Source organism: Streptomyces sp. NPDC052042 (genome assembly GCF_044548345.1).
Classification (GTDB): domain Bacteria; phylum Actinomycetota; class Actinomycetes; order Streptomycetales; family Streptomycetaceae; genus Streptomyces.
Map to the genome: position 1 here is coordinate 79,766 of NZ_JBIUBU010000024.1, position 19,878 is coordinate 99,643.

The following is a 19,878-nucleotide window of genomic DNA, read 5'->3' on the forward strand; positions in this document are numbered from 1 at the left end:
GGCGTGTCGGGCTCGGGGATCATGCGGGTATGGGGAGCACCGTTGCACGACCATCGGCTTGGCGGAAGCTGCAGGGCATTGCACTGTGCGCATCGGGGGCGGAGGGGTTGCTGCTTGCGGCGTTGTCGGTGATGGCGGTGTCCCTCACCGCGGATCCCAAGAGTGTCTCGTTGGTGACGGCGGCGAGTCAGGCGCCGTGGGTGGTCCTGCCGTTGGCTGTCGGCGTGCTCATCGACCGTGTCCGCAAGTCGTCGTTGCTCGGGGTCTCGCTGGCTGTGCAGGCGGTCGCGTACCTGGGCCTCGTGGTGGCGGTCCTGATGGGCGCGGCGTCGTTGTCGGTGTTGATGGCCGCGGCGTTCGTGCTCGTCGCGGGGCAGGTGATCGGGGAAGGTACGCGCGGTGCCCTCGTGCCGTGGGTGGTGGGGCCGACCGGTCTGGACGCGGCGAACTCACGGCTGCTGTTCATCGATGTGGGCGTCGTGCGTTTTCTGGTCCCGCCGGTGGCCGGTTTTCTCGTGGTCTGGAACCCGGTCTCCGTGGGCTGGGCGGCACTTGCCGCCTCGGCGGTCGCGCTGGCGCTTTCGACGCGGCTGCGGACTCCGGACGTGCAGCCTCCGGTCACACGCCTGCGCCCGGTGCACGAGGTGAAGCTGGGCCTGCGCTATCTGTTCGGCAACCGGCTGCTCCGGTCGATCACGGTCGAGGTCTCGGCCGCGTCGTTCGCCTGGTTCATGGGATACGCGACGCTCGTGCTCTACGTCGAGCGGGTCCTTCATCTCGATCGTTGGTGGTACGGCGTGCTGCTGGCCTGCATGGCCGTGGGTTTCGCCGCCGCGGCCCCGCTCTCGGGCCGGGTCATCGCCCGGCTCGGCTATCCGGTGACGATGCGGGCCGCGATGGCCTGTGAGGTCGTCTGCAAACTGTTGCTCGGAGTCGTAGCGGCGCACTGGGCCTCGGTGGGCGCGGTACTGGCCCTTCACTCATTCGTGACGTTCTTGTGGAATGTCGGCTCCCAGTCGAGCAGGCAGCGGTTCACTCCGCCGGAGCTGCTGGGGCGGGTGCTGACCAGCCATCGAGCCCTCTCATGGGGCGTCGCGCCGCTCGGTGCGGCGGCGGGCGGTCTGGTCGCGGCCTCGTGGGGGCTCGACACCGTATGGGGCGTCGCGGCCGCCGCCCAGGCCGTGGGCATCGCGCTGGTCTGGCGCAACCTCTCACGTCGCGCGTTCGACGAGGCCCGTCTCCCCTCCCCCAGCGAAAACGATCACGCCAAAAGGCCGTGACGCGTACACAGTTGAAATATGTGCACCGGCGAAAACGGGGGCCGCGCGGCCTGTAGCTGCATACGGTCGAAGAGGGAAGATTTCCGACTTCCAGAGAAACGGTTCCGCGGGGGCTCATTCCCTCCGCCGCGAGACCTCGGGCAGGAGTGTTTTCGCCATCGTTTCCGATTCTCGCCTCCCGACGCGCTCAAACCGTCATCCACCGATCACCTTCCACGAACGTCGACAGATACCCACAGAAATACACCAATTCCCCTCTCTGGATTCGAAGCCAGGGGAATGCGGATCTTCGCGTGGTCCCGGTTGTGACGTCGGCGCCGGCCGCGCAGGTGCTTGCCACGGATCGGGACACGGATCGTAGGGCCGGCGCCCTGGTACGCCTTGTCGGCCCAGCACTTGATGTCGTGTGCGGCGAGGGCGGCGGGAACGCTGGGTCCGGGCCGCGGTCAGGTCGTGTGTGGCTCCCGGCGGTGCGTCCGAGGCCCAGATCAGGCGTCCGGCGGGATCGGCGAGGACTTGCACGTTCATCCCGTGGTGCTTTTTCTTCCCGGAGTAGTACGGCTGGTCGGCGGCGATGCGGTCGATTGGCAGCACGGTGACGTCGAGGATCACGTACGCCTTTTTCCGGACGGTCGTCATGGCCTGTTCCAGCGTGGGCGCGAGGGCGGCCAGAGGGTCGACGGCCTCGCGTATGTAGTGGTCGGCCGTGGCGATCCCGATGCGGAAGCCCGCGGCGAGGCGGGCGTAGGTGTCGCCGCAGCGCAGGTGGGCCAGGACGAGCAGGGCCTGTCGGCCGCAGGTCAGGCGCCGCCACCGGGAGCCGATCCGACGGCGGTGACCTGCGAGGAGACCGGCGAGGTGTTGCAGGTTGCGGCTGGACAGATCGATGCCGGACGGGCAGACAAGCACACGAAGCTCCTGGCGGACTGGTGATCTTGGTCGTGAACCCGTCTACCAGGAGCTTTCCCCATGCCTGCTGCCGGGGTGCCAGTCCAACCACCCGTCAGGTTGGAAACGACTCAGCGTCTTTCGCTGCTCGGTTAGCCGCCCTCGTGGCGACTACAAGCATGATGACCTCGACCACCATGCCGCATACCCCGACGAGGATTCCCCACGGCCCACCGGACGAAAGCTGGACCAGGGCCGCGAGCACGATGGTGATAACGGCAACCCAGACAGTTCTGGTCAGCAGTGGCAGCGCTGCGGCATGGCCGGCTTGCCAGGCCGAATCGGAAGTCTGGGTGTGCCGTGTGCGGAGCCCGACAGAGCCATTGCGCGTCAACTCCCCTTTAGCTCCCGCACGGGCCGTCCAGGTGGACGCCGCGGAGACGACTATCACCCCGAACAGGATCGATACCAGCCCCGCTATATCGGAAGCCATCAACGTTTCCCTTCCTGGCAAGTGCAAAATCCCATCCCTACCGGGCCGGGGGCCACACGTGCCAACCAGTGAGCAGTCTCCGATCTGACGGGAGGGCGGATGGGTGGCCCCGGCTGCAGCATGAATAAGGCTACCGGTGGTCGGGTTCACGGCCGAAATCACCAGTCCGCCAGGAGCTTTCTTCATGCCCCGCACGGGTCACCGGTCCAACCACCCGTCAGGTTGAAAATGGCTCACTGGATCAGGGAGCGAACCGGCATCTGTCAGCGATTCATCGTCGACCCCTCGACGGCGACGTCGGATCTCGCCGTCATGGCGGCTGCACGTGCATTGAAGTCGTCGCGGGCCGATTCGGTGGACGTGGTCGTAGTGGCGACGACTACGCCGGATCATCCTTGCCCTGCGACAGCTCCCTTTGTGGTGAGCCGCCTCGACCTGGCGGGCGTACCCGCCTTCGACCTGAACGCGGTGTGCTCGGGGTTCGTCTACCACGCAGCACACCGATCTGGTGGTGGATCCGTCGCTGGGCTGGGACGACGTGGCATGGCTGCGGTCGCGAACCGAGCTGCCCCTGGTACTGAAAGGAGTGCTGCATCCCGAGGACGCCGTGACGGCCGCCGGTCTCGGCGCCGACGCCGTCGTCGTGTCCAACCACGGCGGCAGACAACTGGACGGCGCGGTCACCACCGCCGACGCGCTGCCACGGGTGTGCGCCGCGGTCGCGGGCCGGTGCGAGGTGCTGGTGGACAGTGGCATCCGATCCGGCACGGACGTGCTCAAGGCGCTGGCGCTCGGCGCGGACGCCGTCCTCGTGGGTTGTCCGGTGTTGTGGGGGCTCGCGGCAGGGGGAGAACCCGGAGTCACCGGCGTACTCGGCATCCTGCGTGACGAGTTGGTCGACGCCATGGCGCTGTCCGGGTGTGCGGATCTCGCCGTGGTACGGGCACTCGAACTCCGGCGTGGGGAGGGGAGCGCGAGGTGACGGGATCGCTGAGCGAGCTCCATCCCGCGCTGGCGGACCCCGCTCTGCAGTCGATGAACTGTCCAAGGTAAAGAGCATGATCACCGTCAACACCTCCCCGCTGGCACAGGCGGTGATCGGTGGCAAGCTGCTGGAACACGACCACAGCCTGGTCACCGCGAACAAACGGCAGATCGACGTCTACCGGCGCAACCGTCGGCTCCTCCTCGACGGACTGGCCGCACGGTTCCCCGACAGCGGGCCGTTCCCGGTGTCCTGGAACAGACCGTCCGGCGGATTCTTCGTCGTCGTCGACGTCCCCTTCACCGCGGACGACTCGGCACTGGAGGAGGCGGCTCGCCAGCACGGTGTGCTGTGGACACCGATGAGCCACTTCTACGAGGGGACGGGCGGCAAGCGTCAACTGCGTCTATTTTGCAGCGTACTGACGCTACATCAGATTACTGATGGGCTCGATCGCCTTCACGCGTTCGTCACCGCGACCGTCGCGGGGGACGCGACGTAGTATCCATCAAGCGTGCACGAAGAAACGCGTCCGGGACCCTCGCATACAGCTCGGGTCCCGGACGTGCTCGTGTTCGCACGGTCGCCGAACGGGCGGGAGGTGGCTGCAGCTGCGTCGAGCCCGGGGCTGTCGCGGCCTCGATCACACCTCCGGCCTACGAACCCTCCGCACCGTCGTACATGGCAGGAACCTGCCGTCTCGACGCCCTGGGGACGTGGGCCTGTTGCCCTGACCTACCTGCCAGTAGCACTCTGTTCGGCATACCGCCGGCGCGGTGCGGCGCCATGGCCTCTCGCCGGTTGCCACCACCCCACAGAGACGGAGCTGCTACCCATGGGCCACTACCTCTCCAACCTCCGTGACCTCACCTTCAACCTCTTCGAGGTCCTGGACCGCACCTCGGTGTACGGGACCGGCCCTTTCGCCGAGATCGACCCGGCGACGGCAGAACACATCCTGACCGAGATCGAGCGGCTCGCGGTCCACCAGCTGGCGGACTCCGCCGTCGACGCCGACCGCAACCCCCCGGTCTTCGACCCGGCGACCGGCACCGCCCCGCTTCCCGCGTCGTTCAAGAAGGCCTACGAGACGTTCATGGACAGCGAGTGGTGGCGGCTGGCCCTGCCCGCGGAGCTGGGCGGGACCGACGCCCCGCCCTCCCTGTACTGGGCGTTCGCCGAGTTGGTCCTGGGCGCCAACCCGGCCCTGTGGCTCTACTCCGGCGGCCCGAGCTTCGCCGGTGTGGTCCACGAACTGGGCACCGAGGAACAGCACACCCTCGCCCGGCTGATGGTCGACCGCCGGTGGGGCGCGACGATGGTACTCACCGAGCCTGACGCCGGCTCCGATGTCGGCGCGGCCCGCACGAAGGCCATACGCCAGGAGGACGGCAGCTGGCACATCGAGGGCGTGAAGCGGTTCATCACCAACGCCGAGCACGACCTCTCCGAGAACATCGTGCACTTCGTCCTCGCCCGCCCCGAGGGGGCCGGTCCCGGCACCAAGGGCCTGTCCCTCTTCCTCGTACCGAAGTACGAGTTCGACCCGGCGACCGGCGAGCTGGGGGCGCGCAACGGTGTCCACGCCACCAACGTCGAGCACAAGATGGGCCTCAAGGCGTCCAACACCTGCGAGATGACCTTCGGCGGCGAACACCCCGCCAAGGGGTGGCTGCTGGGCGAGCGGCACGACGGCATCCGCCAGATGTTCAAGATCATCGAGTTCGCGCGGATGATGGTCGGCACGAAGTCCATGGCGACCCTCTCCACCGGCTACCTGAACGCCCTGGCGTACGCCAGGGAGCGGGTCCAGGGCCCGGATCTGACCCAGGCCGCCGACAAGACGGCCCCCAGGGTCACCGTCACGCACCACCCCGACGTACGGCGCTCGCTGATGACGCAGAAGGCGTACGCGGAGGGCCTGCGCACGCTGGTCCTGTACACGGCGTGCGTGCAGGACGAGATCGCGCTCAGGACGAGGGCGGGCGAGGACGCCTCCGCCGCCCGCGCGCTCAACGACCTGCTCCTGCCAGTCGTGAAGGGCTACGGCTCGGAGAAGGCCTACGAGCAGCTCGCGCAGTCGCTCCAGACCTTCGGCGGCTCCGGGTACCTCCAGGAGTACCCGGCCGAACAGTACATCCGCGACGCCAAGATCGACACCCTGTACGAGGGCACCACCGCCATCCAGGGCCAGGACTTCTTCTTCCGGAAGATCGTCCGCGACCAGGGCCGGGCTCTCGACGCGCTCGCCAAGGAGATCAGGAAGTTCCTCGCCGAGGCGGCCGGCGGCGAGGCGCTGACGGCGGCCCGCGCGGAACTGGCCGGTGCCGTCGACGACCTGGAGGCGATGACCGGCGCCATGGTGCGGCAGCTGACCGAGAGCGCGCAGGACTCCACGGCCCTCTACCGGGTCGGCCAGAACACCACGCGCCTGCTCATGGCCGCCGGGGACGTGCTCGTCGCCTATCTGCTCCAGCGCGGGGCGGCCGTGGCGGCGGCCAGGGTGCCCGAAGCCAGGGGCGACGACCGGGACTTCTACGCCGGGAAGGTGGCGGCGGCCTCGTTCTTCGCCGCCGAGGTGCTGCCGGGCGTGGCCGTCGCGCGCCGGCTGGCCGAGAAGACCGACAACGCGCTGATGGACCTGCCCGAGTCGGCCTTCTGACCGCCGGCCGCCCGCCCCGCACACCGGGTCCGGACCGCCTCGGCCCGCCCCGACCGGTCCGCCCCGGACGGGGCGGGTAGCACCGGGCCCGGTCGCTCCCGGCGTGTCCATGAGGCCGGGGCGGGCGGCCCTGGGCCCGTCAGCCCCGGCGAGTCCATGACGCCGGGGCGACGAAGGGGCCCGCCCCGCGCCGCCAGGGAGCCGCTGTCCGCGGCTCCGGCTCCTCCTCCTCGCGCCCGCGCACCGCCCACAGGACCGCGGTCACCGCCGCGAGCTCCGCGGCGTCGGGCTCGCCGCGCACCACCACCACGTCGGGAACCGGCCGCGCGCTCACGCGGGCTGGTTCCCGTGCTTGCGGTCCGGCAGGACCTTGTGTTTGTTGCGGAGCATCCGCAGCCCCCGGATCAGCGTGGCCCGGGTCTCCGCGGGATCGATGACATCGTCCACCAGCCCGCGTTCGGCGGCGTAGTACGGGTGCATCAGCTCGCGCCGGTACTCGGTCATGCGTTCGTGCCGGGTGCGTTCCGGGTCGTCGGAGGCCGCGATCTCCCGGCGGAAGACCACGTTGGCCGCGCCCTCGGCCCCCATCACCGCCACCTCGTTGGTCGGCCAGGCGTACGAGAGGTCGGCGCCGATCGACAGGGACTCCATGACGATGTAGGCGCCGCCGTACGCCTTGCGCAGGATCACCTGGATCCGCGGGACCGTGGCGTTGCAGTACGCGTACAGCAGCTTTGCGCCGTGGCGGATCACACCCGCGTGCTCCTGGTCGATCCCCGGCAGGAAGCCCGGCACGTCGAGCAGCGTGACCAGCGGGATGCTGAAGGCGTCGCAGAACGAGACGAAGCGCGCCGCCTTCTCGCTGGCGTGGATGTCGAGCACCCCGGCCAGGACGGACGGCTGGTTGGCGACGACGCCGACGACCTGGCCGTCCAGCCGTGCCAGCACGCACAGCACGTTCGTGGCCCAGCCGCTGTGCACCTCGAACATCTCGCCGTCGTCGACGATCTCCCCCACGACCTCGCGCATGTCGTAGGGGCGGTTGCCGTCCACCGGCACGATCCGCGTCAGCGCCTCGTTGAGGCGGTCCGCCGGATCGGAGGTGGGCTCGGCGGGCGGCAGCTCCCGGTTGTTGGAGGGCAGCAGGGACAGCAGGTACCGGACGTCTTCGAGCGCCTCCTCGTCCGAGTCGTGGACGAACGCGGCCACACCCGACGTGGTGGCGTGCACGTCGGCCCCGCCCAGCCCGTCGTGCGAGATCTCCTCACCGGTGACCGCGCGCACGACGTCGGGCCCGGTGATGAACATCTGGGCGGTGCCGCGCACCATGAACACGAAGTCGGTGAGCGCCGGCGAGTACGCCGCGCCGCCCGCGCACGGCCCCATGATCACGCTGATCTGCGGGATCACCCCGGACGCGGCCACGTTGCGCTGGAAGATGCCGCCGTATCCGGCGAGTGCCGTGACCCCCTCCTGGATGCGGGCGCCCGCCCCGTCGCTCAGGCTCACCAGCGGCGCCCCCGCCGTCAGGGCCATGTCCATGATCTTGTGAATCTTCTGTGCGTGGGCCTCGCCGAGGGCGCCGCCGAAGATGCGGAAGTCATGGGCGTACACGAAGACCGTGCGGCCGTGCACGGTGCCCCAGCCCGTCACCACGCCGTCGGTGAGGGGCCGCCTGTTCTCCAGGCCGAAGCCGGTGGCCCGGTGCCTGCGGAACTGCTCGACCTCATTGAACGACCCCTTGTCCAGCAGGAGTTCGATGCGCTCCCGGGCCGTCAGCTTGCCCTTGGCGTGCTGGACCTCGGTGGCCCGCTCGCTGAGCCCGTCCCGCGCCTCCTGCCGGCGGAGCGCGAGCTGCTCGACGAGTTCGCCGTGGCCGGGCGTGACCTCCGGGCCCGGACCGGCGGCCGGGCCGGTGACGGACCCGGTAGCCGGGCCGGGCGCCTCGCCCTGGCCGGCCTCCGCGGGCTGCCGCTCACTGGTGATCGTCATGGCGTCCTTCCCCCCGTTGTCTGTGCCCCGCCCTCCGGCGGGGTCATCGCCCTTCGGCGAGCTTGCGCAAGGTGTGCAGTTGCCTGTGCATCATGAACAGATCCCCCCAGGACATCAGGGGCCTGCGCAGCCGGCCGAGGACCCCGTCGTCGTCGCCGACGACCAGCTTGGCCACCAGCCGCGTCACCCCCGGCGCCTGTTCGGTGAGGGTGTACGAGAGGGCGAAACCGCCGAACAACCGCAGCGCCCTCGGCTGGTCCAGCACCACCGTGAGGTGGCGGTCGGGCTCGAAGGCGGCCAGCCGGAAGATGTACATCACCCGCTGGCCGTTCTCCAGGTGCTCGGCGCCCGGAGTCAGAACCCGGGGGCTGCGCCGCCCGAGGTTGTCCAGGAGGTCGTAGCTGTACGGCGCGACCTTCAGCTGGCATAGCCAGCGGAAGACGGTGGCCCGGTCGGCACGCACGGTGACCGCCCGGAACCACTGCTCCCGTGGCGCCTCCAGCAGGCCGTCACAGGGATAGACCGCCCGGACCTCGTCCTCGCGGACCCCCCAGACCTGCGGCAGCTTCACGACGTCTCCCTAGCCCATCGCCCGTTGGAGGAAGTCCAGCACGGTCGAGGTGTACTTCTCCGGGGCCTCCTTGAGCCCCTGGAGATGACCGATACCAGGCAGGACGTGGGCCTCGGCGTGCGAGTACCGGGCGGCGAGCCCGTCGACCGACGAGGCCGGCAGGATCCGGTCCTCCTCGCCCGCGATGAAGAGCAGCGGGGTGTCGGCGTACCGGCCGGTGACCGGCGGCGGCCACTCCGAGCGCAGCATGGCCACGCCCGCGCTGCTCAGCGTCCCCTCCAGCGCCCACCGGGCGGGCATGGCGCGCAGGGCCGCCGGGATCGGCAGGACCTTGGCGTCGATGAAGTTCCGGAAGAGCGGGTCGAGTTCGAGGCCTGGACCGCTGTCGCAGATGACGGCGTTGACCTCGCAGTCGTCGTCCCTCAGCGAGTAGAGCATCGGGAAGGTGGAGAAGGAGAAGCCGTACACCGCGACCTTCGCCGACCGGTACTCCTCGCGGGACCGCAGCAGCCGCACCAGCGCCAGGACGTCACTGGTGAACTTGCCGCTGAGACCGCTCACCGAGCGGTCCTGGCTGCTCAGACCGTGGTTGCGGTGGTCGAAGAGGCACACGGTGTACCCCGCGTCGTGCAGGAACTTGGCGTGCCCCAGCGTGGCCGACTTGCTCAGCCCCATGCCGTGGCCGACGACCACGATGCGGTCCGTGTCCCCCGGGCAGAGCCAGGCGTGCACCTGCTTGCCGCCGCCGATGCCGACCCGCAGCTCCTCCGGCTCCGGCAGTCCCACGTCCCGCGGCCCCTTGTGGTGCGGGCGGCGGGGCGGGTGGAACAGCATGTAGGACAGCAGGAGCCCGAAGACGGGTGCCAGCGGCAGGGCCGCCACCGACAACGCGCGGGTCAACGGCGGGTATCTCTTCGGCCCGTCTCGTTCCGGGGCTGGGGACATGGGTGTGCCTCCTCGTCGGTGCTTCCGTCGCTGGTCGTAGTGGAAACCATGGAGGGCGCGGGTGGCCGCCTCGCCGACGGGGAACCGGCGACGGGGAACGCCTCAGCCGCACCCTCCGGCGTGGCCCTGGTCTCCACCGGGGGCGGGAGTCAGGTCCGGGGACGCCGCGGCCGTATCCGGCCGTGCCGGTGCGGCGCCCGTACGCGCACGGACCGACTCGACGAACGCCGGCAGCCGGTCGACCCCCCAGAACTTCTCGAAACCGTTCACGAAGAAGGGAACACCGAACACACCGTCCCGGTGGACGGCGAGCAGTGCCCCGGCCCCCCTCTCACGAAGCTCCGGGTCGGTGGACGCCTTGGCGAGACGGTCCTGACCCAGCCCCAACTCCGTTGCCACTGCCGCAATCGTAGCCGGGTCGCAAATGTCGCGTCCCTCGTTCCAGCGCACTCGGTGGACGAGGGCGACGAACTCCTCACCCAGCCCCGCGTCCGCCGCCGCCAGGTACGCCAGGTGCGGCACCTCCCAGCAGGGGTCCCGGTCGATCGGCCAGGCCGCCTCCAGTCCCCGCTCCCGCGCCAGCCTGCGCACGTCCTGGAGGATGTAGAGGTGCTTGGCCCGGGACATCGCCACGTACGGGAACTCCCCGCCCGCCTCCCGCAGAAGTTCCCGGGAGGCGGGGTCGGGCTCCCAGAACGGCCGCCATTCCACCTGGGCGGCCACGTCCGGGTAGTGGTGCACCAGGTCGTGGTGGGCGAGCCACGAGTAGGGGCTGCGGAGCGAGAAGTAGAAGCGCGGGGTGCTGTCGCGTCTCATCGTGCGCGCCTTCCTTGGCTCGGGGTTCAGAGGACGATTCCGCCGTCGACCTGGAAGACCGACCCCGTGACGTAGTCGGCGCGGGCCAGGAAGGCGACCAGGTCGGCCACCTCCTCCGGCCGTCCGAGCCGGCGCAGCGGGATGCTCTTGAGGGCCCGGTCGCGTACGTCGCCGGTCAGGGACGCGGTCATGTCCGTCTCGATGAAGCCCGGCGCGACCACGTTCGCCCGGATGCCGTAGGGACCGACCTCCTTGGCGACCGCCTTGGTGAAACCGATGATCCCGGCCTTGGACGCGGAGTAGTTGCTCTGCGTGGCGTTGCCGTGGACCCCCGCGACCGAGGAGATGTTGACGATGCAGCCCGACTTGCGCTTCATCATCTCGAAGATCGCGTAACGGCAGATGTAGTACGTGCCGTTGAGGTTGACTTCGACGACCCGGTTCCAGTCCTCGTCCCGCATCATCAGCAGCGGGTTGTCCCGGACGATCCCCGCCGACGTGACGACGAGGTCCAGCGCGCCGAACTCCTCCTGCGCGGCCGTGACGAACGCCTTGGCCGAGACCGGGTCGGAGACGTCGGCCCGCGCCGACAGCACCCGCACACCGCGCTCGGAGACCTCCTTCTCCAGCGTGCGCGCCGCGTCCTCGTTCGCCGTGTAGCAGAACGCCACGTCGTACCCGTCGTCGGCCAACCGCAGCACGGTCGCGCGGCCCAGACCGCGCGAACCGCCCGTGACCAGCGCCGTGCGGGTGGTGCTCTCAGACATCCCGGTCCCCCTGTTCGCCGCCCGCGGCACCCTGCCGCGTCCCTTCGGTCAGTTCCGACGCCGGGCGCATCGCCATGACGACCCGGCCGATCTCCGCGACCACCTCGCCGTTCACCCGGCACTCCCCCTCGAAGATCACCGTGTCGGTCAGCGACCGGGTCAGGCGGACATCGTGCTCCATGACGTCACCCGGCCGCACCCGGCCGGTGAACCGCACGTCGGAGATGCCTCCGAACAGCATCACCTGGCCGCTCAGCACATCCGGGTTGGGGCGTTCGGCGGCGACCAGGACACCGGCGGCCTGGCACCACGACTCGATCACCAGGACCCGCGGGTAGTCGTGGTCCTCCTCCGAAGCCTTCTCCGAAAGCCCCTCGTAGAAGGGCTCGTTGCACGTCACCGCCTTCAGCGCCGTCAGGCGCTCCCCCGGCACCAGGCCGACCACCCGGTCGACCAGCAGCATGGGGTGGCGGTGCGGCAGCACGGCCTTGATGCCGGCTGTTCCCATGGGCGTACCGCTCATCGCGGACTCCTCTGCTCGAAGCGGAGCCTGACCTGGGCGGCGCTGCCCCGCGGAGAGGAGGCGACCGCCTTGCAGCGCCACGCCTCCCCGTCCCGCGACCACGCCAGCTCGGTGGTCAGGACGTCACCGGGGAAGACCGGCGAGAGGAACCTCGTCGTCTCCACCGCGGACAGCTCCCACTCCCCCTCGGTGGCGGGCAGCGTCGCCAGGGCCCCGAGATGGACGTACTCGACGACGCACACCCCGGGGAAGATGGGGAAGCCGGGGTAGTGGCCGGGGAAGACCCGCTCGTCGGAGGACACGGTGACCCGGGTGGTGGCGCCGCCGTCCCGGACGTCCGTCACCTCCGGCGTGCCGTCCACCGGTGTGCACAGCGTGCGCATCACTTGGCCTCGAGCTTCGCGGCGAGCAGGTGATAGGCCTTCTTCAGCGAGGTGACCTCCTTCAGCTCCTCCTCGCCGAGCTTGACGTCGTACTTCTTCTCCAGGACGACCATGACCTCCAGGGCCATCAGGGAATCGACCCCGAGCGTCTCGACGAAGTGCGCATCGTCGGTCAGCTCGGCCTCGTCCACGTCGAGGATGTCGGCGACGGTCTGGCGCAGGTCCTCGAGGTCCAGCTGGATGGTGGCGTCGGACATGTTCAGCCTCTTTCTCTGGTGTTCGGTTCGGATTTCTCTGGTGTTCGGTTCGGATGGCAGGCGTACGACACCGGGCTCAGGAGACCCGGGCCGCCGCCCGTTCAGCTGTGTCGAGGGTGGTGACGGCGGCCTCGGGGCGGATGCGCCGGACCATGCCGGCGAGCACCCCGGAGGGGCCGAGCGTGACGAAACGGCGGCAGCCGAGCTCGTCGTGCAGCACCTCCACGCTCCGTTCCCACAGGACGGGGCCGGTGAGCTGGCGGACCGCCAGGTCCCGCCAGTCGACGTCCGCGCCGGTGTGGACACGCGCGTCGGCGTTGGCGACGAGCGGCTCGTGCCGGGGCGCGAACCGCACCGAGCGCAGCGCCCGCGACAGGCGCTCGCCCGCCCCGGCCATCAGCGGGGTGTGGAAGGCACCGCCGACCGGGACCCGGATCACCTTCGCGCCGTGGTCCCCGGCGGCCCCGTCCACATGGGCGATGCCCTCATGGGTGCCCGCGACGACGATCTGCCCGGGGCAGTTCACGTTGGCGACCCACATCCGGTGGCCGTCCGCGTGCGCCGAGGCGACCAGCAGGTCCACCGCGGCGGCGTCCGCACCGACGAGCACGGCCATGGACCCCGGCTCCTCGGCGGCCGCCTGCCGCATGGCCCGCCCCCGCTCGCCCACCAGTGCGGCGGCCGCCGGGAGCGTGAGCGCGCCCGCCGCGTGGAGCGCGACGTACTCGCCGAGGCTGTGCCCGGCGTACGCGGTGCCGTGCAGGCCGGCCGCGCGGGCCTCGTACAGGGCCAGCACCGCGGTCGAGAACACCGCGATCTGGGCCAGGTCCGTCCGCCGCAGCGTCTCGTCGTCCGCCTTGAGCAGCAGCTCCTCGACGTCCGCGCCGGTGTGCTCCGACAGGGTGCCGATGAGCTCCCACGAGGCACAGTCCCGCCAGACCTCCCCCATGCCGGCGCGCTGGGCGCCCTGCCCGGGGAAGAGCAGGGCGGTGCCGTCCGCGCCGGTCACCGTTCCTCCCCGTCCAGCAGGCGGAAGAGGCCTGCGGCCACGACGCCGTCCCGCTCGACGGAGGTGACCAGCGCGGTGCGGCCCGCGGAGGCGGGGTCCTGCCCGGCCCGCGCGAGGACCGCGGTGACCTGGAAGGCCGCCGACGCGGCGTAGGTGTCGCCGATCAGCTCGGCGCAGGACAGCACCTGCGGCGTGTGGTCGCCCAGGACGTCGCCCAGGGCCTCCCGCTCGGCGTCGCCGTCCGGTCCGGCCAGACCCGAACCGGCCACCGCCCACACCTCGTCGGGGCGGGCCCCGCTGTGTTCGTGGACCCGGCGGAGGCAGTCGGCGAGCACACCGCGGATCTCCTGCGGCTCGGAGGCGAAGCCGAACTCCAGCCCCTCCACGCGCGCCAGCCCGGACCGGCCGTGCTCCCGCGCCCGCTCCTCGTCCTCCATCAGCCAGAACGCTGCGCCCTCACCGAGCGGCGCGCCCGTGCGCGTACCGCCGCTGGTGTGCCACTCCAGCCAGGCGCGGGCCGTGGAGAACTCCTCGACCGCCCCGCACAGCACGGTCCCGGCCCGCCCGGCCCGCTGGAGCCGCAGGGCGTACCGCAGGGCCAGCAGCCCGGTGGCGCGGCCTCCGGCGATGGTGGTGTTCGGCCCCTTCAGCCCGTGCCAGATGGCGGACTGCCCGGCGGCGCAGTTCATGACCGTGTTGGGGAAGCGGGCCGGGTCGACGAAGAACGGCTTCTCGCCGACGAGCGAGTCACGGGTGAAGTCCATGATGCTCTGCGCGCTGCCGGTGCTGGTGCCGAGCGCCAGGCCGGTGTCCGGGCCGACGCCGGGCAGCCGGGTCTCCCCGACGAGCCGGCCCAGGGCGGTCACGGCGAGCCCGGTGGTCCGGTCCATGGACCGCGTCCCCTTGCGGCCGAGGGCCGCCCGTACGTCGAAGTCCGGTACGAGGCAGGCGCGTTCGTACGGGACGGGCCAGCGGTCCTGGTCGACCGGCTGGTCGGTCCGGCGGGCCTCGCCGAGACCGGAGCTGAAGTCCGCGGCGCTGTCGCCCCAGGGCGACACGGCCGCCCATGCGGAGATCAGCGGGCCGCGAGTGGCAGCGGTGGCCATCGTTGGGTTCTCTCCTTCGGTCGTGCCGGCGGGCGGGGTCACATGAACCACACCTGGGTGTACGTGGGCCAGCTCGCGGCCAGCTCCCCCGGCCGCAGCGTGCGCACGCCGGGGATCAGCCGGTCCGGCAGCGAGGCGCCGAGCCGGTCCACGTCGGCCTGTTCGGCCCAGACGCTCACGCCTTCGTCGAGCAGGGTCCGGACGGACCGCCGCGGGTCCGGCAGCGTGTCGATCGTGCGGCTGCCGAGCGTGAGTACGGGCTCGTGGCCGGGTGCCTCGACGGCGTACGTCACCGCCTGGCCCCGGAACGCCAGGTGCACTCCGCCGAGTTGGCGGTTCAGCTCCCGGACGATGTACAGGACGTCGGCGAACTGGCTCTCCACGGCGCCCCGGTAGGCGCGCTCGACCATCACCAGGGCGGGCAGGGTCGGTGCGGACACGGTCAGCACACCCCCAGGCACAGGGACTTGCCGGCCGCTTCGGTGTGCTGCCAGAACGTGAACGGCGGCCGACGGCGGACCTCGGGGATCTGCTCGCCCATGCCGCGCTCGTCGGAGCAGAAACGGCACACGTACCAGTGCAGCCGCTCCGGGTGGTCCGCGATCAGGCTCCGGGCGACGGCGGCCGTCGTGGGGTAGTCGCGGGTCCAGTCCACGACGTTGCGGGGCTTGCTGTCGCCGAGCGAGGCACGCGTCAGGCCGGTGGCGTCCCCGCACGTCCAGACCTGCACGCTCGCCCCCTGGTCCAGCAGCGAGTGCGCCATCCGGAACACCGTGCTGACCAGGTCGGTGCGGTGCGGCCCGCCGAACACCGCGAGCAGGACGTCGGAACGGGGAAGGGTCGAAGCCATGTCAGTGCCACACCACCTTGGTCTGCGGGTCGAGCAGTCTGCGGGTCACGTCGTCCATCTCCACCGGCCGGGCCCCGGGCAGCAGGTCACCGGCGTCCAGGGCGCGCTGCCGCAGGGAGAAGACGTCGACCATCAACTCCCCGCCCCGCGCGACGAACTCCTCGACGCGCGGCACGGCGCCGGGCAGCGCCGAGAAGACGGCGTTGTCGACGAGGAACAGCGCCGTGCGGTGCCCGGCCCCGGCCAGGTGCACGGCATCCTCCACGAAGCGGTCGCCGCCCGGCCCCGGCGCGGGGGCGTCGCTCTCGATCAGCAGCATGTCGGTCACCGGCCGTGGCCTTCCGTTCCGTGTAGGGGGACAACCTCGCCGGACGGCTCGTCGCCGGCGGCGAAGGCGGCCGACAGGAACTCCAGCACCCGGGTGCGGTACTCCTGCCGGTCGAAGCGGATCGCGTTCATGTGCATCGCGTGGGGTGCCACCCAGAACTCGGCCCCGGGGAAGCACCGGGCGACCCTGCCGACCTGCTCCTGGGGGACGACGAAGTCCTCGCCGCCCGCGACGAACATCAACCGGGCCGGCACGTGCGAGAGGTCCGGCGGCCACTCCTTCAGCCCGAGCATGCGCAGCGCCGCCGTCCGGAACGCCCACCGGTAGGCGCCGAACGCCACAGGGGCTCTCAGATGCTCCGGGAGCGACCCGCGCCGCAGGTCGGCGAAGGCCCCGAGCCCGGAGGGGATGTCGAACATCGGCCCGCTGTCCGTGATCACCGCGCTCACCGGCGGACCGGCCTCGCGCAGCACGTACAGCGCCGGCCAGGCCGAGAAGGAGAAGCCGAGCACCGCCAGCCGCCCGCCGCCGACCTCGGGGTCGGCGGCCACGCTCCGCAGCACGTCGAGCAGGTCGCTGGTGTACCGCACCGCCATTCGGCCGATCCGCCGGTCGCCGCCGCTCTCGCCGTGGTTGCGCATGTCGTACGCCACCACGTGGTGTCCGGCCCGGTGCAGCATCTCGATGTGGCCGAGGGTGCTGGACCTGGACCGCTCCACCCCGTGGCAGACGACGACGGTGTGCGGGCCCTTCCCGGGGACGACCCACGCCGCCAGGGGGATCCGGTCCCGCGAGGTGACGACCCGCATCGGGCGGACGGACAGCCCCTTGTTCTCCGGGGTGCGGCCGACCCGGCTCTGCGGCGGGTGGTACAGCCGGTACGCGTGGCGCACGCCGTGGACCGCCCCGCGCACCGCCCCGACGGGCGCGGCGAGCAGCCGGGCGGCCCGCCGTGCCGGGCCGCCGGGTCCGGACTCCGTGACGTTCATGGCTTCCTTGTCGTTCATCAGGCGGTGAGGACTTCCCCACCGTCGACGCCGATCACGTTGCCCGTGATCCACGAGGACTCGGTGCGGGAGAGCAGGGCGACCGCCTCGCCGACGTCCTCCGGGCGCGTCAGACGCCGGTGCGGGTTGTTGTCCGTCGCCCGCTCGACGAGCGCCCGGTGCTCGGGGATGCGCTCCAGCGACGGGGTGACCGTGACGCCGGCGCGCAGCGCGTTGACCGCGACGCCGCTGGGCGCGAGCTCCACGGAGAGCTGGCGCACATGCGCCTCCAGGGCGCACTTCGCGGCCGAGACCGCGCCGTAGTTGGGCGAGACCTTGTAGTCCCCGGCGCTGGTCATCGCGTACACCTTCGCGCCCTTGCGCAGCAGCCCGGCCGCGTACAGGTCCTGCGTCCAGTACACGAGCGAGTTCGCCATCACGTCGAGCGTCATGTTCATCTGCCGCTCGGACACCCCGGGGGTGCCCTCGGCGGGGAGGAACGGGACGAGCGTGCCGAAGGCCAGCGAGTGCACGAGGACGCGGATGCCACGCTCCCCGGTCAGTCCGGCGAAGAGCGGGACCAGCTCGTTACGCGTCGAGGCGCGGGCCGCGTTGGCGTTGTGGAAGTGGGCCTGGACGCCGAGGGAGCGCAGCTCCTCCGCGGCGGTCTCCGCCTTCTCCTGGCCGGAGGCCGTGTCGAAATGGACACCGAGGATGTTGACGCCCTGGTGCGCCAGTTCACGGGCGACCGCGAGCCCCATGCCGCTGGAGACGCCCAGGACGAGCGCCCAGGAGCCTTCGAGAGGTGTTTCCATCGATGTTCTCCTCATGCCTCTTCGTGACGCGGTCCGGCCACGGTGTCGTCGGTGGGGTGCGCGGGGGTGATCCAGCAGACGGCCACGCCGCCCTGGGCGGCGGCCGTCACCACGGCGGTGGGCCGCCGCTCCCGGCCGCCCGCCAGGGCACCGGCGGTCTGCAGGAGGGGTTCCAGGCACCCCGAGCCCGCCGGGACGTGCCGGGCGGCCGGTCCGAGCGCGGCGGCGACCGCGCCGGAGACCGCCGAGTCGTCGAGGACGGCCGTCACCCCGTACGGGGTCGCGTCGGCCTCCTCCGGCGCCAGCCCGTCCAGCAACCGGGCCAGCCGGCGGCGGCCCCGGTCCGTGCCCGCGGCCGGCGGCGGGAGGTAGCCGGAGCGTACGGAGATGTGCCCGAGGACGGTGGCGCCGCGCGCGGCGGCCCGGTCGGCGGACTCCAGCACCAGGGCGACCGCCCCGCTCTCCGCGGCCGAGACGCCCGGTTCGAGCGGGTCGGCGGCCTCTTCCGTCGCACCGGCGAGCAGCCAGGACGCACGGCCGAGCCGCAGCGCACGCGCCCCGGTCTGCACAGCTTCCAGACCGGCCACCCGCGGGCTGGTGAGCGTCAGGTTGAAGCCCTGGAGCTGGTGCTCCATGGCCATCCGGCTGCCGAAGAGGTTGATCGAGAAGAACGGGGCGGTCGCGGGACTCAGGTCCCCCGCACCGGACTTCATGACGGTGGCGTCCATCGCGGAGTGCAGGGCGTCGGCGCCGCTGTTGGTGCCGACGGCCGCGCCGCGCTCCTGCGGCGGCACACCGGTGAAGCCGGCGCCCGCGGCGAGCGCCCGGTTGGACGCGGCGAGGAAGTACTGCGCCGCCGTGGGGAGGTACTTGTAACCCCGGCGCCCGAGTTCGGTGCGGTGGTCGAACCAGCCCTCGGGCACGGCCGCGCGGGGGCGGTCCGCGGCCTCCGGGCCGAAGCCGCGCGGGCTGACCACACCGACCCCGGTCACGGCCATCCGCGTGGTGTCGTCGGCGTTCACGAACCGGCCTCCTGCAGGACGAGGGAAACGTTGTTGCCGCCGAACGCGTAGGCGTTCACGAGGACGGAGGAGGCGGTGAGGGTGCCCGCCCGTTCCGGGAGCGACATCCCGCACTCCGGGTCGGGTTCGTCGCGCGCCACGTTGGGCGGCACCGTCCCGGCGTGCACGATGAGGGCGGCGGACAGCGCGGCCAGCGCCCCCGCGGCGCCCCCGGTGTGACCGATCAGCGACTTCAGGCTGTACAAGGGGCGTTCGGCCGGCCCCGGGCCGAGCAGACCGGTCAGCGCCCGGCTCTCCACGGTGTCGTTGATGAGCGTCCCCGTACCGTGCGGCACCACGCAGCCGATGTCCTCCGGCACGACGCCCGCCGCGTCGAGGGCCCGGCGCATGGCCTGGGTGATCTGCGTGCCCTCCGGCTCGATGGCCGTGGCGTGGTACGCGTCGCAGCTCCAGCCGGAGCCCGCCAGCCGGGCGTACACCTTCGGCGCGCCCCGGCGGGCGGCGTGCGCGGCGGACTCCAGGACGAGGGCCGCCGCGCCCTCACCGAAGACGGTCCCCTCGCGGTGGGCGTCGAACGGGCGGCACCGGACGGTGTCGACCGCCCCGAGCCGGTTGAAGCAGCCGAGCGCGACCCGGGAGTAGGCCTCGGCCCCGCCCGCGACGACCACGTCCGCCTCGCCGGACCGGATCAGGTCCGCGGCCAGGGACAGCGCGAACCCGCTCGCCGCGCAGGCGTTGCTCACGCTCGTGTTCGGCCCCTCCGCACCGACCAGGGCGCCGACGGCGGAGGCCACGGAGAACGTGGGACTCCAGGTGTCGGTCTCCGGGTGGCCGTGCACCCGCCACTGCTCGTGCAGCCCCGCGTCGCCCATGCCGGTGCCGATGACCACGGCGGTACGCGACGGATCGAGGTCCGCGGACCCGGCGTCGGCCAGCGCCTGCCGGGTCACCTCCAGCGCGAAGCGGGAGCAGAGCCCGAGTTCCTGCCCGTCGAGCGTCTCCGCCCGGGTGGGGACATCGGCCTCGGGCACCGCGTACATCAGCGGGACGGCCATGTGGGCGTGCGGGTCGGTCACCTTCCGCGGCGCGGAGGCCGCCCTCTGCATGCCACTCCAGAAGGCGTCAACTCCCGTACCGAGGCAGGAGATGACCCCGAGTCCGGTGATGAGTATGTCGTCGTCCATGCGTCTCTCCGTGGTA

The 19,878-nt window shown here is 71.5% G+C and carries 23 protein-coding genes and 1 pseudogene; 4 read left to right on the forward strand and 20 right to left on the reverse strand.

The window, feature by feature from the left end; translation table 11 throughout:
* The first annotated feature begins 29 nt into the window (after positions 1-29).
* Positions 30-1,280 carry an MFS transporter gene (locus ACIHCL_RS29725; RefSeq protein ID WP_399866702.1) on the forward strand — a complete coding sequence of 417 codons (1,251 nt, stop codon included), beginning with the start codon at positions 30-32 and terminating at the stop codon, positions 1,278-1,280.
* A gap of 281 nt (positions 1,281-1,561) precedes the next feature.
* Here ACIHCL_RS29725 and ACIHCL_RS29730 read toward each other — a convergent pair.
* Positions 1,562-2,189 (reverse strand): annotated as a pseudogene (locus tag ACIHCL_RS29730) (transposase family protein); the annotation flags it as partial.
* A 94-nt stretch (positions 2,190-2,283) separates the two neighbouring features.
* On the reverse strand, positions 2,284-2,661 hold the full coding sequence (locus tag ACIHCL_RS29735; RefSeq protein ID WP_399866704.1) for an SdpI family protein: 378 nt from the start codon (positions 2,659-2,661) through the stop codon (positions 2,284-2,286).
* Positions 2,662-3,169: 508 nt separating this feature from the next.
* Here ACIHCL_RS29735 and ACIHCL_RS29740 point away from each other — a divergent pair.
* The 3 genes from ACIHCL_RS29740 to ACIHCL_RS29750 all read left to right on the forward strand — a co-directional run bounded on the left by ACIHCL_RS29740 (position 3,170) and on the right by ACIHCL_RS29750 (position 6,308).
* A complete protein-coding gene (locus tag ACIHCL_RS29740; protein ID WP_399866706.1) occupies positions 3,170-3,643 on the forward strand; it encodes an alpha-hydroxy acid oxidase in 474 nt (157 codons plus the stop codon).
* Between the two features lie 76 nt (positions 3,644-3,719).
* On the forward strand, positions 3,720-4,148 hold the full coding sequence (locus tag ACIHCL_RS29745) for a hypothetical protein (RefSeq protein ID WP_399866708.1): 429 nt from the start codon (positions 3,720-3,722) through the stop codon (positions 4,146-4,148).
* Between the two features lie 333 nt (positions 4,149-4,481).
* Positions 4,482-6,308 carry an acyl-CoA dehydrogenase gene (locus ACIHCL_RS29750; protein ID WP_399866711.1) on the forward strand — a complete coding sequence of 609 codons (1,827 nt, stop codon included), beginning with the start codon at positions 4,482-4,484 and terminating at the stop codon, positions 6,306-6,308.
* Positions 6,309-6,447: 139 nt separating this feature from the next.
* On the opposite strand, the gene ACIHCL_RS29755 is transcribed toward ACIHCL_RS29750, so the two are convergent.
* From ACIHCL_RS29755 to ACIHCL_RS29840, 18 genes are all read right to left on the reverse strand, one after another.
* Positions 6,448-6,642 carry an acyl-CoA carboxylase epsilon subunit gene (locus tag ACIHCL_RS29755; protein WP_399866713.1) on the reverse strand — a complete coding sequence of 65 codons (195 nt, stop codon included), beginning with the start codon at positions 6,640-6,642 and terminating at the stop codon, positions 6,448-6,450.
* Positions 6,639-8,300 (reverse strand): acyl-CoA carboxylase subunit beta, encoded by a 1,662-nt coding sequence (locus ACIHCL_RS29760; RefSeq protein ID WP_399866714.1) that lies wholly within the window; start codon positions 8,298-8,300, stop codon positions 6,639-6,641. The genes ACIHCL_RS29755 and ACIHCL_RS29760 overlap by 4 nt, the downstream gene beginning before the upstream one ends.
* Before the next feature lie 43 nt (positions 8,301-8,343).
* Positions 8,344-8,871 carry a hypothetical protein gene (locus ACIHCL_RS29765; protein ID WP_399866715.1) on the reverse strand — a complete coding sequence of 176 codons (528 nt, stop codon included), beginning with the start codon at positions 8,869-8,871 and terminating at the stop codon, positions 8,344-8,346.
* A 9-nt stretch (positions 8,872-8,880) separates the two neighbouring features.
* Entirely contained in the window at positions 8,881-9,816 is a 936-nt protein-coding gene (locus ACIHCL_RS29770; protein WP_399866716.1) for an alpha/beta hydrolase, read from the reverse strand.
* A gap of 102 nt (positions 9,817-9,918) precedes the next feature.
* Entirely contained in the window at positions 9,919-10,632 is a 714-nt protein-coding gene (locus tag ACIHCL_RS29775) for a 2-hydroxychromene-2-carboxylate isomerase (protein WP_399866718.1), read from the reverse strand.
* A gap of 26 nt (positions 10,633-10,658) precedes the next feature.
* Positions 10,659-11,399 carry a 3-oxoacyl-[acyl-carrier-protein] reductase gene (gene fabG / locus ACIHCL_RS29780; protein ID WP_399866719.1) on the reverse strand — a complete coding sequence of 247 codons (741 nt, stop codon included), beginning with the start codon at positions 11,397-11,399 and terminating at the stop codon, positions 10,659-10,661.
* Positions 11,392-11,922, reverse strand: coding sequence for a 3-hydroxyacyl-ACP dehydratase FabZ family protein (locus ACIHCL_RS29785; protein WP_399866721.1), 531 nt, complete (start codon positions 11,920-11,922; stop codon positions 11,392-11,394). The genes fabG and ACIHCL_RS29785 overlap by 8 nt, the downstream gene beginning before the upstream one ends.
* Positions 11,919-12,305, reverse strand: a complete 387-nt coding sequence (locus tag ACIHCL_RS29790; RefSeq protein WP_399866723.1) for a 3-hydroxyacyl-ACP dehydratase FabZ family protein — start codon at positions 12,303-12,305, stop codon at positions 11,919-11,921. Before ACIHCL_RS29790 ends, ACIHCL_RS29785 begins: the two co-directional genes overlap by 4 nt.
* Positions 12,305-12,562, reverse strand: a complete 258-nt coding sequence (locus ACIHCL_RS29795; RefSeq protein ID WP_399866725.1) for an acyl carrier protein — start codon at positions 12,560-12,562, stop codon at positions 12,305-12,307. Before ACIHCL_RS29795 ends, ACIHCL_RS29790 begins: the two co-directional genes overlap by 1 nt.
* A gap of 76 nt (positions 12,563-12,638) precedes the next feature.
* The gene (locus tag ACIHCL_RS29800) at positions 12,639-13,571 is read right to left on the reverse strand and encodes an ACP S-malonyltransferase (RefSeq protein WP_399866727.1); all 933 of its coding nucleotides are present in this window, start codon (positions 13,569-13,571) and stop codon (positions 12,639-12,641) included.
* Positions 13,568-14,677 (reverse strand): beta-ketoacyl synthase N-terminal-like domain-containing protein, encoded by a 1,110-nt coding sequence (locus ACIHCL_RS29805; protein WP_399866728.1) that lies wholly within the window; start codon positions 14,675-14,677, stop codon positions 13,568-13,570. Before ACIHCL_RS29805 ends, ACIHCL_RS29800 begins: the two co-directional genes overlap by 4 nt.
* 38 nt (positions 14,678-14,715) lie before the next feature.
* Positions 14,716-15,117, reverse strand: a complete 402-nt coding sequence (locus ACIHCL_RS29810) for a hypothetical protein (protein ID WP_399866731.1) — start codon at positions 15,115-15,117, stop codon at positions 14,716-14,718.
* 2 nt (positions 15,118-15,119) lie between these two features.
* Complete coding sequence (locus ACIHCL_RS29815; protein WP_399866733.1) at positions 15,120-15,527, reverse strand: hypothetical protein; 408 nt, start codon at positions 15,525-15,527, stop codon at positions 15,120-15,122.
* A gap of 1 nt (position 15,528) precedes the next feature.
* Positions 15,529-15,855 carry a hypothetical protein gene (locus ACIHCL_RS29820; protein WP_399866735.1) on the reverse strand — a complete coding sequence of 109 codons (327 nt, stop codon included), beginning with the start codon at positions 15,853-15,855 and terminating at the stop codon, positions 15,529-15,531.
* Positions 15,852-16,862: an alpha/beta hydrolase gene (locus ACIHCL_RS29825; protein ID WP_399866738.1), complete on the reverse strand. Its 1,011-nt coding sequence runs from the start codon at positions 16,860-16,862 to the stop codon at positions 15,852-15,854. Before ACIHCL_RS29825 ends, ACIHCL_RS29820 begins: the two co-directional genes overlap by 4 nt.
* Positions 16,862-17,656, reverse strand: a complete 795-nt coding sequence (locus ACIHCL_RS29830; RefSeq protein ID WP_399866740.1) for an SDR family oxidoreductase — start codon at positions 17,654-17,656, stop codon at positions 16,862-16,864. The genes ACIHCL_RS29825 and ACIHCL_RS29830 overlap by 1 nt, the downstream gene beginning before the upstream one ends.
* An 11-nt stretch (positions 17,657-17,667) precedes the next feature.
* Positions 17,668-18,678 carry a beta-ketoacyl synthase N-terminal-like domain-containing protein gene (locus tag ACIHCL_RS29835; protein WP_399866742.1) on the reverse strand — a complete coding sequence of 337 codons (1,011 nt, stop codon included), beginning with the start codon at positions 18,676-18,678 and terminating at the stop codon, positions 17,668-17,670.
* Positions 18,675-19,862 (reverse strand): beta-ketoacyl-[acyl-carrier-protein] synthase family protein, encoded by a 1,188-nt coding sequence (locus ACIHCL_RS29840; RefSeq protein ID WP_399866745.1) that lies wholly within the window; start codon positions 19,860-19,862, stop codon positions 18,675-18,677. The genes ACIHCL_RS29835 and ACIHCL_RS29840 overlap by 4 nt, the downstream gene beginning before the upstream one ends.
* Positions 19,863-19,878: the final 16 nt, after the last annotated feature.